The 12316-nt window shown below is 33.7% G+C and carries 15 protein-coding genes and 2 pseudogenes; 8 read left to right on the plus strand and 9 right to left on the minus strand.

Annotation, left to right across the window (positions count from 1 at the left end; genetic code table 11):
- Window positions 1–46 precede the first annotated feature (46 nt).
- Window positions 47–421 carry a hypothetical protein gene (locus ACFE3K_RS01150; protein ID WP_375359034.1) on the plus strand — a complete coding sequence of 125 codons (375 nt, stop codon included), beginning with the start codon at window positions 47–49 and terminating at the stop codon, window positions 419–421.
- Between the two features lie 2 nt (window positions 422–423).
- On the plus strand, window positions 424–651 hold the full coding sequence (locus tag ACFE3K_RS01155) for a hypothetical protein (RefSeq protein WP_375359035.1): 228 nt from the start codon (window positions 424–426) through the stop codon (window positions 649–651).
- Between the two features lie 36 nt (window positions 652–687).
- On the opposite strand, the pseudogene ACFE3K_RS01160 reads toward ACFE3K_RS01155, so the two are convergent.
- Window positions 688–1398, minus strand: a pseudogene (locus tag ACFE3K_RS01160) (IS6 family transposase).
- A gap of 333 nt (window positions 1399–1731) precedes the next feature.
- Here ACFE3K_RS01160 and ACFE3K_RS01165 point away from each other — a divergent pair.
- Window positions 1732–2292 carry an IS630 family transposase gene (locus ACFE3K_RS01165; protein WP_375358342.1) on the plus strand — a complete coding sequence of 187 codons (561 nt, stop codon included), beginning with the start codon at window positions 1732–1734 and terminating at the stop codon, window positions 2290–2292.
- Here the strand turns inward: ACFE3K_RS01165 and ACFE3K_RS01170 are convergent, their stop codons facing one another.
- The 6 genes from ACFE3K_RS01170 to ACFE3K_RS01195 form a co-directional block, all read right to left on the minus strand.
- Window positions 2293–2556 (minus strand): transposase, encoded by a 264-nt coding sequence (locus tag ACFE3K_RS01170; RefSeq protein ID WP_375359036.1) that lies wholly within the window; start codon window positions 2554–2556, stop codon window positions 2293–2295.
- Complete coding sequence (locus tag ACFE3K_RS01175) at window positions 2550–2999, minus strand: helix-turn-helix domain-containing protein (protein WP_375359037.1); 450 nt, start codon at window positions 2997–2999, stop codon at window positions 2550–2552. Before ACFE3K_RS01175 ends, ACFE3K_RS01170 begins: the two co-directional genes overlap by 7 nt.
- A gap of 115 nt (window positions 3000–3114) precedes the next feature.
- Entirely contained in the window at window positions 3115–3870 is a 756-nt protein-coding gene (truA, locus tag ACFE3K_RS01180) for a tRNA pseudouridine(38-40) synthase TruA (RefSeq protein WP_375359038.1), read from the minus strand.
- 15 nt (window positions 3871–3885) lie between these two features.
- Window positions 3886–4551, minus strand: coding sequence for an ABC transporter ATP-binding protein (locus ACFE3K_RS01185; protein WP_375359039.1), 666 nt, complete (start codon window positions 4549–4551; stop codon window positions 3886–3888).
- Window positions 4544–5791, minus strand: a complete 1248-nt coding sequence (locus ACFE3K_RS01190) for a lipoprotein-releasing ABC transporter permease subunit (RefSeq protein WP_375359040.1) — start codon at window positions 5789–5791, stop codon at window positions 4544–4546. The genes ACFE3K_RS01185 and ACFE3K_RS01190 overlap by 8 nt, the downstream gene beginning before the upstream one ends.
- Complete coding sequence (locus ACFE3K_RS01195) at window positions 5792–6961, minus strand: multidrug effflux MFS transporter (RefSeq protein WP_375359041.1); 1170 nt, start codon at window positions 6959–6961, stop codon at window positions 5792–5794.
- A gap of 231 nt (window positions 6962–7192) precedes the next feature.
- Between ACFE3K_RS01195 and ACFE3K_RS01200 the strand changes: the two genes are divergently transcribed.
- The gene (locus ACFE3K_RS01200) at window positions 7193–7321 is read left to right on the plus strand and encodes a hypothetical protein (RefSeq protein WP_375359042.1); all 129 of its coding nucleotides are present in this window, start codon (window positions 7193–7195) and stop codon (window positions 7319–7321) included.
- Between the two features lie 221 nt (window positions 7322–7542).
- Complete coding sequence (locus tag ACFE3K_RS01205; RefSeq protein WP_375359539.1) at window positions 7543–7818, plus strand: transposase; 276 nt, start codon at window positions 7543–7545, stop codon at window positions 7816–7818.
- Here ACFE3K_RS01205 and prfB read toward each other — a convergent pair.
- A protein-coding gene (gene prfB, locus ACFE3K_RS01210) for a peptide chain release factor 2 (protein WP_375359043.1) occupies window positions 7815–8943 on the minus strand; the annotation gives its coding sequence in 2 pieces (ribosomal slippage) (window positions 7815–8873 and window positions 8875–8943; 1128 coding nt in all). The genes ACFE3K_RS01205 and prfB overlap by 4 nt on opposite strands.
- 83 nt (window positions 8944–9026) lie before the next feature.
- On the opposite strand from prfB, the gene lepA reads away from it, so the two are divergent.
- Both lepA and ACFE3K_RS01220 read left to right on the plus strand, forming a co-directional pair.
- Window positions 9027–10829 carry a translation elongation factor 4 gene (gene lepA, locus ACFE3K_RS01215; protein WP_375359044.1) on the plus strand — a complete coding sequence of 601 codons (1803 nt, stop codon included), beginning with the start codon at window positions 9027–9029 and terminating at the stop codon, window positions 10827–10829.
- A gap of 411 nt (window positions 10830–11240) precedes the next feature.
- Window positions 11241–11372, plus strand: a complete 132-nt coding sequence (locus tag ACFE3K_RS01220; RefSeq protein WP_375359045.1) for a hypothetical protein — start codon at window positions 11241–11243, stop codon at window positions 11370–11372.
- A 71-nt stretch (window positions 11373–11443) separates the two neighbouring features.
- On the opposite strand, the pseudogene ACFE3K_RS01225 reads toward ACFE3K_RS01220, so the two are convergent.
- Window positions 11444–11620: pseudogene (locus ACFE3K_RS01225) on the minus strand (transposase); the annotation flags it as partial.
- Window positions 11621–11658: 38 nt separating this feature from the next.
- On the opposite strand from ACFE3K_RS01225, the gene ACFE3K_RS01230 reads away from it, so the two are divergent.
- Window positions 11659–12300, plus strand: a complete 642-nt coding sequence (locus ACFE3K_RS01230) for an IS6 family transposase (protein ID WP_375359046.1) — start codon at window positions 11659–11661, stop codon at window positions 12298–12300.
- Window positions 12301–12316 lie beyond the last annotated feature (16 nt).

A 12316-nucleotide genomic window follows, 5' to 3' on the forward strand; every position in this document is an offset into this window, starting at 1 on the left:
GCCAGGAATTCTTCTTTTTATTTTTTGATAGGCTTACGGAGATGTTATGATTAAAAATTTGATACAATTATACAGTATAGCTATTTGTTGTGTCAGTGCAATTATACTATTAGTTACTTTGGCTCTTACTATACAAGACATCACTGATTTAACACTAACTGAATATAAATATAGGCCAAATTTAATAAAATTTTCCTCTGTTGAAAAATTTATATCTTCTAACCATGAACAAGAAAGAGTAGGATTAAAATTACTCAGCAAGAATGACATAAATAACAGAATGGAATTTGAGAAAAATCTTTATATAACAGAAAGACAAGATCATGCTATAGCTAATTTAATAAATAAAGCCAGCTGGATTGTTATAAGCATAATATTTTGGAGTACACACCTAATAATGTACAAACGAGATAATAGGTAGCTATGCAAATCACCTCTGTTAATAATAAAGATAAATTAGAAAAACATTATGGAATAGGTCAAGTTCCAAGTGAAGATATTAACCTGCTAAATATTTTTGAATTGTTAACTATTTTGAAAGATGTTAGCGACAAAATAAAAACTAACTCAACTTCTAGAAATCAGCAAATAACTTTTAGTGAATTTTATGTAGTTTGCTTTTTATTGCAGCAAATGGCACCGTCAAGTTAAGTAAAATAGTATCAAAAAGAGCTATATTTTTAGATTTCAGGCAGCAAGAAGTCTTTGAGTGGCTTCGTCCCAAATGGATTTAGCTGATGCAAATGCAATTCTTTGCTCAATTGCTGTTTTACTATATCTTCCAACATTTACGGCAAATATATTTCTGACTTTTCCCATCAGTGATAATTTACAGTGGGCTGAATTAGGATGCTTAAATTTAATTAATATCTTCTCGTTGCGCCTAGTTGGTTGATGAGCATTCTCAACACGATTATTTAGTCTTTTATGAGTGCGATGCTCAGTTTTAGGGCACATAAGCTTAATCGGCTTAATGTAACTTCTGAGCTTATCAGTAACAATTACTCTTGGAGCTGGATAATGACCCAATCATTTTGATAAAAAACGAATAGCTGATTTTTTATTACGACGCTTCTGCAGTAATACTTCTAATTCATGCCCCTCAGAGTCAACAGCTCTCCATAATATAAATACCTCGCCTTTAATCTTAATATTCATCTCATCTAAATGCCATTTATCAGTTGGTTTCCTCTCTCGCTTTCTGATAACATCTTGAAAATAAACCGCAAATTTATTGCACCAAAATCTTACTGTCTCATGACTTAAAATAATACCTCGATAGGCCATCTGTTCTTGTACATCTCTGTAACTATTATTGAATCGATGATATAACCATACTGCATGGCTAATAATGATTACTGGAAAACGATGTCTCTTTGGGGATTGAATAATACACATAGCACTGAAATTTAGGTAACAATTGTCACTGATAATCTATAAATTATTCCCTACATTTGCTCAATACTTAATTTACATTTCTCTTAACTTGACGGTGCCCTCAGAAGATTTAGGAATCATGGTTTTGAAGGATTATTTGAATCACAAAGAAGCGGTGCCCCTAGGAAGATTAACAGTATACAAGAGTCTGCTATTTTTGATAAAATCAATACGCTCAGTGAAAGTAAAACTGGTGGGTATATAACTGGAAAGGAGCTACATATCATGTTATACCAATTGCAATAATTAACACCGTGTTAATTATTGCAATTAGTATAAAAAAACTTTCCAGACATGTTAACAAAATTATTAGCAAAAAATATCGATAGATGTAAAGTTGATATATGGTCTCAGGATGAAACTAGAGTTGGGCAACAAGGTAGCTTAACTCGTATATGGGCTAAGCGTGGCACTAGACCCCGTAAAGTTCGGCAACAGCAATTTATTTCAACATATATTTACGGAGCTGCTTGCCATGAGACAGGAGAAGCTTGTGCATTAATTTTACCATATGCAAACACACAGGCAATGAATAAATTCTTAGAAGAGCTTTCTCGCAGTATTCAAGGCAACCGACATATAGCTTTACTAACGGATAATGCAGGTTGGCACACAGCCAAAAAACTAACTGTGCCAAGCAATATCACTTTGATACCGCTTCCGCCCTATGCACCGGAACTTAATGCAATGGAACAAGTTTGGGAATGGATTAAAAATCATTTCTTGTCTAACCAATGTTATGGTGTATATGAAGATATCGTTACTATGGCTTGTTACGCTTGGAATCAACTTGCTCATAATGTAGATTTAGTAAAATCAATTATGTATAGAGATTGGATAAATACACCGTGTTAATTATTGCAATTGGTATAAGAATTTATTCATTGCCTGTGTGTTTGCATATGGTAAAATTAATGCACAAGCTTCTCCTGTCTCATGGCAAGCAGCTCCGTAAATATATGTTGAAATAAATTGCTGTTGCCGAACTTTACGGGGTCTAGTGCCACGCTTAGCCCATATACGAGTTAAGCTACCTTGTTGCCCAACTCTAGTTTCATCCTGAGACCATATATCAACTTTACATCTATCGATATTTTTTGCTAATAATGTTGTTAACATGTCTGGAAAGTTTTCTTATATCTATTTTGAGTCTCTTGATTTGATTTTGGATGCATTGAATGAGAAGTAATCCAGCTAAAACCAAGGCGGTGCATAGTATTGTAGACTGTTTTTAAAGCACATTTAGCACCATATTCCTCAACTAACATGATATGTAGCTCTTTTCCAGTTATATACCCACCAGTTTTACTTTTACTGAGCGTATTGATTTTATCAAAAAGAGCAGATTCTTGTATAGTGTTAATCTTCCTAGGGGCACCGCTTCTTTGTGATTCAAATAATCCTTCAAAACCATGATTCCTAAATCTTCTGAGCCATGATTGCACAGTTTTCCAGTGTGACTTCACTATTTCAGATATGGCTTTAAAAGATTTGCCTAATTGAAGGTGATACATCGCCAATAAACGTATACGATTTCGACCATGCGGCTCATGTTTCATCATTTTTATAAAATCATGACCATGAAAATCCTTGTGGTAATATTAACCTAGCCATTTGAGTACCTTTTATCAGTTAAAAACCCATCTTAGACCACTGCGTTAATTATTGCAATTGGTATTAATAGTCAACTCTAAGAAAATACAACCCACATGCTGGAGCTTTTATACCTGCTGCCTCTCTTTTTTTAGCATCCAAAGCTTTTTGTATATCACCTGCCTGCCATATATTGCGTCCAACTAATACTAAACTACCAACAATATTTCGAACCATATGATGTAAAAAAGATCGAGCAGAAACATATATTTTTATATCGTTGTTTTCTTGTATAATAACTAACTTAGATAAGGTTTTTATAGGTGACTTTGCTTGGCAATATTTACCTCTAAATGAGCTAAAATCATGATTTCCTATGAGATAGAAAGCTCCATATTTCATTGCTTCAATATCAAGAGGTTGTTTTATCCACCAAGCACGATTTAAATCTATTATCACTTGACTGGGTCTATTAATAATTCTATATACATAATGACGTTCTACAGCAGAAAATCTTGCATGAAAATCTCCGTCAACTAGAATACAATCAACTACCCCTATATGATAAGATCTTACAAAATAGTTAATAGCCTGTATAACTTTATAGGGCTGCATATATTTCACTAAATCGAAATGTGCTACTTGCCCTAAAGCATGAACCCCTGAATCAGTCCTGCCAGCTCCATGAACCATTACTTTTTCACCAGTAAATTTGTATATACCATCTTCCAGTATTTGTTGAATAGATATAGCATTACACTGCCTTTGCCAACCAACAAAAGCAGTTCCTAAATATTCAATGGTAATTTTATACCTATAAAAATCTACTAGTTGATTCATGAATTTATTTACCGCCTATTTCAGTTCTCCATACTGCAATTCATACACTCTATGCATCTTATGTGCCATTTCATGATTATGAGTTACCACAATAATAGAGGTATGTTGTTGTTTGGCGATTTTAAGTAATAAGTTAAAAACCTCATTAGCAGTATTAGGATCTAGATTACCAGTAGGTTCATCAGCTAAAATAATTTTAGGATTATTAATTAAGCTACGAGCGATAGCTACTCTTTGTTGCTCTCCACCAGATAGTTCACCCGGCATATTATGTATTTTATTGGCTAATCCTAACTCTGCTAATAGCTCTTCTGCCTTCTTAAGAGTTAATTTATAACTATCGCCAGCAATTAATTTTGGCATTGCTACATTCTCTAAGGAAGTAAAATCTTTGAGTAAATGATGTTGTTGATAGACAAAACCTATATTACACAGTCTTATTATATGAGCATGATTTTGGCAATAGTTTGTTGACTCTATCTGCACCTCTCCATTATTTGGGGTATCAAGTAGACCAGCTATATGCAATAAAGTTGATTTACCGCTACCAGAAGAGCCTATTATGGCAACTAGTTCTCCTTGCATTACAGTTAAGTTAACATTACTTAATACTTCAATAATAGATTTTCCCTGCTTATATTTTTTAGAAATATTTTTTAACATTAATACAGCTTTATTCATAACGCAAGGCATCCACAGGATTTAACTTAGCAGCTTTATATGAAGGATAAATTGTTGCACAAAAACATAAAACTATAGAGATAGTTGATACTAATATAACATCTTCTAATCTTACCTCTGACGGTAGAGTGTATAAAAAATAAATCGCTGCTGCAAAAATTTTAGTACCGGTTACTTTCTCCAAGATATTTCTAATAGACTGGATATTATAAGCAAAGCTTGTACCCAATATGATACCTAAAATCGTACCGAGCAAACCTATAAACATACCATTACAAATAAAAATAAGCATAATCTGCCTAGTACTTGCACCAATAGTACGAAGCACTGCAATATCTGAAGTCTTATCTTTAACTAACATAAACAAGCTAGACACGATGTTAAAGGCTGCTACCATAATAATCAAAGAGAGAATAGTAAACATTGCTATCCTTTCAACAGCTAAAGCATTTAGAAACTGTAAATGTGATTTCTGCCAACTTGTCACTCGTAATTTTGATCCTAAAAGATTTTGTATCTCCCAAGCATAAATTCCCGCGTTACTCGGTTCTATCGTTATTACTTCGATTAGATTAATAACTTCCTTGAAAGACAGAAAATTTTGGGCAGCAATAAGTGGCATTAAAATAGTTGCTGAATCATAATCATACATACCACTAGTGAAAGTAGCCACAACCCTGAATTCTTTAGATCTAGGCATACTACCAAAAGCAGTAGAAATTGAATTGGGAGAAATTAATTTTATTTTTGTACCCGCTTGAACTCCTAGGTTACTAGCAAGTGCATTACCAACTGCTACCACATCTGTACCAAAAAAATCGGTAAAATCTCCAGTATTAACATTCTGTAAAATTTGATTTTTATATTTGAGTTCAGTTAAATCTATACCTTTAATTATAGCACCACTATTCATTCTTTTACCTAGTGCAAGAGCTTGACCGACAATGCTTGGAGAAATATGTTTTATATAATTCTGACTAATTAATTTTTTGTTAATTTCATCATAATTTGCGATAGAACGTGATACTGGTGTTATGCTAATGTCACCATTAAGACCAATAATGTTTTTAGTCAGTTCATAATGAAAACCGTTCATAACGGACATAACCACTATCAATGCAGCAACACCGATAGTTACACCCATCAAAGAAACACCAGCAATAATAGAAACAAATCGCTCATTCTTCTTAGCTCTAAAATATCGAACTGCTACTTTTAGAATAAAATTATCTTTTATCATTTATTTAGGTTCATCAAATATTCTATCTACTTGCAATAATTTATAACAACCAATCAATGCTATAACTGTAGTGATACACATAACAATTGCTAATGGCTTAAAAGTACCATGATAAAAATAACTAACCAACTGCAAACATAATGCGGTAACAATCAATCTTCCTGATACCAATACAGCAGTAATCCTGCCTTTAGCATTTGGTATAATCTCTATCGCCAAAGGCCATAAAATATTACAAGGGAATATCATGCCAATAGCCACTAGTTGTGTTACTATTGTTATGGTTAATGGGTCATTAGTCTTGCATATCACCAAAACTATAGCGGCAATTATAAAAGCTACAAGTGCTAAAATACTAAAGAAAAAACATTTTTTTTGTCCAAAATTCTTTAATAAATAACCACTGCTAAAGCTTACAGCCGAAAATACTGCAGCCATTGCTCCCTGATAAAAACCAAATTCTTGAATAGACACTCCTATATCTCGCATATACAAGATAGGAGAGATACCAATAAAAATCCAATAACCTTGAAAAAGCATTAATAAGGTTATTATATAATAAATAGCTTTTCTCGATTTAAAGACCAAGCCATACTCTTTTAGAGATATTTCAACATTATAATGTACCTGCCCTTTGGGAATAAATAATAGACCGATTATCAAACAAAATATCCCAAATATTAACAGTATAGCAAAATTACCTCGCCAACTAAGCAAAAAATTTACATAACTTCCTATTACCGGTGCAAAAGCCATGGCTAAACTAACTGCACCATTTAAAGTCCCCATCATTTTTTGTTGTTGCTTAACCGAATATAAATCAGCAAGTACTACATAACCCAACACGGCCACCCCAGATATACCAATTCCTTGCAGAAATCTACCAAATAGTACCATGTAATAATTAGAGCCAAATACACAAAAGATACTACCAACAACAAATATTATAAGACCTATAATAATAATTAACTTCCTGCCAAACCTATCTCCTAAATTTCCTACTATCAAGGAAGTAACACAGTGGGCTATGAGATTTATTCCTAATAGAAATTCTACCTTAAAAGTAGAAAGATTAAAGGTATCTTGTAAGTTTGGAAAACTAGGGACAAATAAATCCACTTCAGCCCCAACTAAAACTTCCATAATTAAAATAGTAATAAACAAATTCATAAAAATATATATACTCCTTGCAAATGAAGAGTTGATAAACAACAAGGCAATCTAAACGTCATAATCAACAGTTAATATAAACATAAGCAAAGCTACCTGCTAACCACATGCTTTTTTGTCTAAATTTACTAGGTTCTGTTGACAAAAATTATAGTTAGGCAAGAGGAATAAAAAGTTGCCATAGTAAGAAGAAATGGTAGTTTCTAGTTATCAAAAAAAGGAACTACCAATATGAAGTATTACATAGAAGAACAAGCATGGGAAGTAATTTCATCATTTTTTAAGGAAAGAAATGGTATACACAACAAGAATGAAGAAAAAATGAGACATTTTATTGAAGGGCACCGTCAAGTTAAGTAAAATAGTATCAAAAAGAGCTATATTTTTAGATTTCAGGCAGCAAGAAGTCTTTGAGTGGCACCGTCAAGTTAAGTAAAATAGTATCAAAAAGAGCTATATTTTGAGATTTCAGGCAGCAAGAAGTCTTTGATACCAATTGTAATAATTAACACGGTGTTAATTATTGCAATTAGTATAAATTCTTAGAAGAGCTTTCTCGCAGTATTCAAGGCAACTGACATATAGCTTTACTAACGGATAATGCAGGTTGGCACACAGCCAAAAAACTAACTGTGCCAAGCAATATCACTTTGATACTGCTTCCGCCCTATGCACCGGAACTTAATGTAATGGAACAAGTTTGGGAATGGATTAAAAATCATTTCTTGTCTAACCAATGTTATGGTGTATATGAAGATATCGTTACTATGGCTTGTTACGCTTGGAATCAACTTGCTCATAATGTAGATTTAGTAAAATCAATTATGTATAGAGATTGGATAAATACACCGTGTTAATTATTGCAATTGGTATAATGACTAATATTACCAACACTCATTGATAGGCTGGCTGAAACGAATTTCTCTAAATCTCCGTCAAGTATCCCCTTAGTATCAGAAGTTTCATGGTTGGTACGTAAATCCTTAACCATCTGATAAGGTTGTAATACATAAGATCTTATCTGATGTCCCCAACCATTTTCAGTCTTGGATGCATTTTGTTCATTAATATCATTGGTACGTTTTTTTAACTCCGACTCATAAAGCCTTGCTTTAAGCATTTTCATAGCTTGTGCTTTATTTTTATGCTGCGATCTATCATTTTGGCACTGGGTTACGATATTAGTCGGTAAGTGGGTAATCCTTACTGCAGAATCGGTAGTGTTTATATGTTGCCCCCCAGCCCCGGAAGACCTATAAGTATCAATTCTAAGATCTTTTTCATCTATTGTAATGGAAATATCATCGTCAATTTCTGGATATACCCAACTGCTAGCAAAACTAGTCATCCTTTTACCTGCGGCATTAAAAGGTGATATCCTAACTAGCCTATGCACACCAGATTCTGTTCTAAACCAACCATATGCTTGGTAGCCATTAATTTTGATAGTACATGATTTTATTCCAGCTTCTTCGCCATTAATAAGATGAATAATTTCGCTTTTAAAACCCAGCCTTTCTGCGAAGCGTAAATACATACGCATCATAATTGATGCCCAGTCGTGGCTTTCTGTTCCTCCAGCTCCGGCGTTGATTTCTAGAAAGCAATTATGACTGTCAAATTCTCCAGAAAATAAACATTCAATCTCAAATTTTCCGGCAATAATAGATAGTTTCCCTAAATCTTCTTGAACTTGCTGCAAAACTTGTTGATCATTTTCAGTAAATGCCAAATCCTCAAGTTCTAAACATTCCGTAAAATTAGACTGAAGTTGTTTAAACGAGTTAAGCTTGATATCTAGAAGTCTTTTTTCTTTTAGAATACTCGAGGCCTTCTCTTGATTATTCCACAGATCCGGATCTTCTGATATATTTTCTAGCTCTAGAAGCCTTTTACTTGCGTTATCGAAATCAAAGCGACCTCCTGAGAAGCTCTAAAGACTGTTCGATTTTTTTTACATAATGTTCAATTTCAGCACGCATTATTAATTTTCCTACTATAAAATGGAATTTTATTATATAAAGATAAAACTTCTTTCTAATTTTAACATTATACCAAATATACCATGAATAATCAAAACTTTATCAGAAATTTTTCAATCATTGCTCATATTGATCATGGTAAGTCTACTCTAGCAGATAGATTAATTGAATATTGTGGGGGGTTGGCAGCTCGGGAAATGAGTCATCAGGTACTTGACTCAATGGACATAGAAAAAGAACGTGGTATCACTATCAAAGCACAGACTGTTAGATTAACTTACAAAGCAAGAAATGGTAATACCTACTATCTAAACCTAATGGATACTCCTGGTCATGTGGATTTCTCTTATGAGGTGAGTAGATCGTTAGCTGCTTGTGAAGGTTCTTTGTTAGTAGTGGATAGTAGCCAAGGTGTTGAGGCACAAACTCTAGCAAATGTTTATCAAGCGATCGATAATAATCATGAAATTATTCCAGTCCTAAATAAAATTGATCTACCAGCTGCTGATCCTGATAAAGTTAAGCAACAGATAGAGGACGTAATTGGCATAGATGCAAGCGATGCATTATTGATTTCTGCAAAAAGTGGTATAGGAATAGAGGAGGTACTGGAAGCAATTGTTCATAGGCTGCCATGTCCAAAAACTAATCAAACAGATATTCTAAAGGCATTATTGGTTGATAGCTGGTACGATTCTTACCTAGGGGTAGTAATTTTAGTTAGAGTTATCGATGGAGTTTTACGCAAGAATATGCGTATTAAAATGATGGCTACCAATTCTACTTATAATGTTGACAATGTTGGATATTTTACTCCTAGAAAACATATATCAGATATTTTATACCCAGGAGAAATAGGCTTCTTTACTGCTTCAATAAAACAAGTTGCTGATTGTAAAGTTGGGGACACAATAACTGACGAGAAAAGACCTTGTCAGGAATCTTTGCCTGGTTTTAAGCCGCATTTACCGGTAGTGTTTTGTGGTTTATATCCTTCAGATGCTTCGCAATTTGAGCATTTAAAAGATTCTTTAGCTAAATTAAAACTTAACGATGCTAGCTTTGAATTTGAAGCAGAGAGTTCAACAGCCTTAGGTTTTGGCTTTCGCTGTGGGTTTTTAGGGTTACTACATCTTGAAATAGTACAAGAAAGATTGGAACGCGAATTTGACCTTGATATGATCACCACCGCTCCTAGTGTGATTTATAAGATTAATATGCGTGATGGAAATCAATTAGAAATACATAATCCAGCTGATTTGCCACCTGTGCAAAATATCGACTCAATGTTAGAGCCTTGGGTTAAGGCAACAATATTAGTACCAGATGAGTTTTTAGGTAATGTGTTATCTTTATGTACCGATAAAAGAGGGGTGCAGATTGAATTAACTTATGTAGCCGGTAGAGCTATGGTAATTTACCGATTACCGTTAAATGAGATAGTATTTGATTTTTATGATAAGTTAAAAAGTTATACAAAAGGCTATGCTAGCTTTGATTGGGAAATAGATGTTTATCAGGAAAGTGATTTAGTAAAATTATCTATTTTGGTTAATAGTGAGCCAGTTGATGCTTTATCTACTATAGTCCATCGTTCAAGATCAGAATATCGGGGGCGGGAGTTGTGTAAACGTCTTAGCGATTTAATTCCAAGGCAATTATTTCAAATTGCTATTCAAGCTGCTATTGGTAGTAGAATAATTGCTAGAGAAACTGTCAAAGCAATGCGTAAAGATGTCTTATCTAAATGCTACGGCGGTGATATAACTCGTAAGCGTAAATTACTGGAAAAACAAAAAGCTGGCAAAAAACGTATGCGTAATATTGGTAATGTTGAGATACCTCAATCTGCTTTTATAGCGGCTCTTAAAATAGGAGATGAGTGATATCACGCGACTTATATCTTCGAGATGGATAGGATCAAAATTGTGCCATAAAACGAGGTTAGTATGCGGTGTATGGGATAGAAAATTAAATTTTCTTTACTGACTACATTTTATCATTTTGCAGATTTTGTCATTTGGGGCATTGTTAGATCAAATAAATTGAATAAATGTTGCTGAATAGACGTTAATTTTGATAATCTTGCTACTTTACAACCTTTGATAGTGTAATATAAAAAACATATTTTCCCAACTCTCTTAATGCTTCCTCAATGGTCACATTATATTTACCATCCTTATACTAATTGCAATAATTAACACGGTGTTATAAAATGGGTTTTTAACTGATAAATAGGTACTCAAATAGCTAGGTTAATATTACCGCAAGGTTTTGAAGGTCATGATTTTATAAAAATGATGAAACATGAGCCGCATGGTCGAAATCGTATACGTTTATTGGCGATGTATTATACCAATTGCAATAATGAACACGGTGTATTTATCCAATCTCTATACATAATTGATTTTACTAAATCTACATTATGAGCAAGTTGATTCCAAGCGTAACAAGCCATAGTAACGATATCTTCATATACACCATAACATTGGTTAGACAAGAAATGATTTTTAATCCATTCCCAAACTTGTTCCATTGCATTAAGTTCCGGTGCATAGGGCGGAAGCGGTATCAAAGTGATATTGCTTGGCACAGTTAGTTTTTTGGCTGTGTGCCAACCTGCATTATCCGTTAGTAAAGCTATATGTCGGTTGCCTTGAATACTGCGAGAAAGCTCTTCTAAGAATTTATACTAATTGCAATAATTAACACCGTGTGAATTATTGTAATTGGTATTACAGAGATGTACAAGAACAGATGGCCTATCGAGGTATTATTTTAAGTCATGAGACAGTAAGATTTTGGTGCAATAAATTTGCGGTTTATTTTCAAGATGTTATCAGAAAGCGAGAGAGGAAACCAACTGATAAATGGCATTTAGATGAGATGAATATTAAGATTCAAGTCGAGGTATTGATATTATGGAGAGCTGTTGACTCTGAGGGGCATGAATTAGAAGTATTACTGCAGAAGCGTCGTAACAAAAAATCAGCTATTCGTTTTTTATCAAAATTATTGGGTCATTATCCAGCTCCAAGAGTAATTGTTACTGATAAGCTCAGAAGTTACATTAAGCCGATTAAGCTTATGTGCCCTAAAACTGAGCATCGCACTCATAAAAGACTAAATAATCGTGTTGAGAATGCTCATCAACCAACTAGGCGCAACGAGAAGATATTAATTAAATTTAAGCATCCTAATTCAGCCCACTGTAAATTATCACTGATGGGAAAAGTCAGAAATATATTTGCCGTAAATGTTGGAAGATATAGTAAAACAGCAATTGAGCAAAGAATTGCATTTGCATCAGCTAAATCCATTTTGGACGAAGCCACTCAAAGACTTCTTGCTGCCTGAAATCTAAAAATATAGC

Source organism: Candidatus Tisiphia endosymbiont of Neophilaenus lineatus (assembly GCF_964264975.1).
Lineage (GTDB): Bacteria > Pseudomonadota > Alphaproteobacteria > Rickettsiales > Rickettsiaceae > Tisiphia.

Bases quoted from the DNA above. Each gene is read 5' to 3' on its own strand.
- ACFE3K_RS01150 (WP_375359034.1), top strand. From the start codon at position 47: ATGATTAAAAATTTGATACAATTATACAGTATAGCTATTTGTTGTGTC.
- ACFE3K_RS01155 (WP_375359035.1), top strand. From the start codon at position 424: ATGCAAATCACCTCTGTTAATAATAAAGATAAATTAGAAAAACATTAT.
- ACFE3K_RS01165 (WP_375358342.1), top strand. From the start codon at position 1,732: ATGTTAACAAAATTATTAGCAAAAAATATCGATAGATGTAAAGTTGAT.
- ACFE3K_RS01170 (WP_375359036.1), bottom strand. From the start codon at position 2,556: ATGTTAACAACATTATTAGCAAAAAATATCGATAGATGTAAAGTTGAT.
- ACFE3K_RS01175 (WP_375359037.1), bottom strand. From the start codon at position 2,999: ATGATGAAACATGAGCCGCATGGTCGAAATCGTATACGTTTATTGGCG.
- truA (WP_375359038.1), bottom strand. From the start codon at position 3,870: ATGAATCAACTAGTAGATTTTTATAGGTATAAAATTACCATTGAATAT.
- ACFE3K_RS01185 (WP_375359039.1), bottom strand. From the start codon at position 4,551: ATGAATAAAGCTGTATTAATGTTAAAAAATATTTCTAAAAAATATAAG.
- ACFE3K_RS01190 (WP_375359040.1), bottom strand. From the start codon at position 5,791: ATGATAAAAGATAATTTTATTCTAAAAGTAGCAGTTCGATATTTTAGA.
- ACFE3K_RS01195 (WP_375359041.1), bottom strand. From the start codon at position 6,961: ATGAATTTGTTTATTACTATTTTAATTATGGAAGTTTTAGTTGGGGCT.
- ACFE3K_RS01200 (WP_375359042.1), top strand. From the start codon at position 7,193: ATGAAGTATTACATAGAAGAACAAGCATGGGAAGTAATTTCATCATTT.
- lepA (WP_375359044.1), top strand. From the start codon at position 9,027: ATGAATAATCAAAACTTTATCAGAAATTTTTCAATCATTGCTCATATT.
- ACFE3K_RS01220 (WP_375359045.1), top strand. From the start codon at position 11,241: ATGATGAAACATGAGCCGCATGGTCGAAATCGTATACGTTTATTGGCG.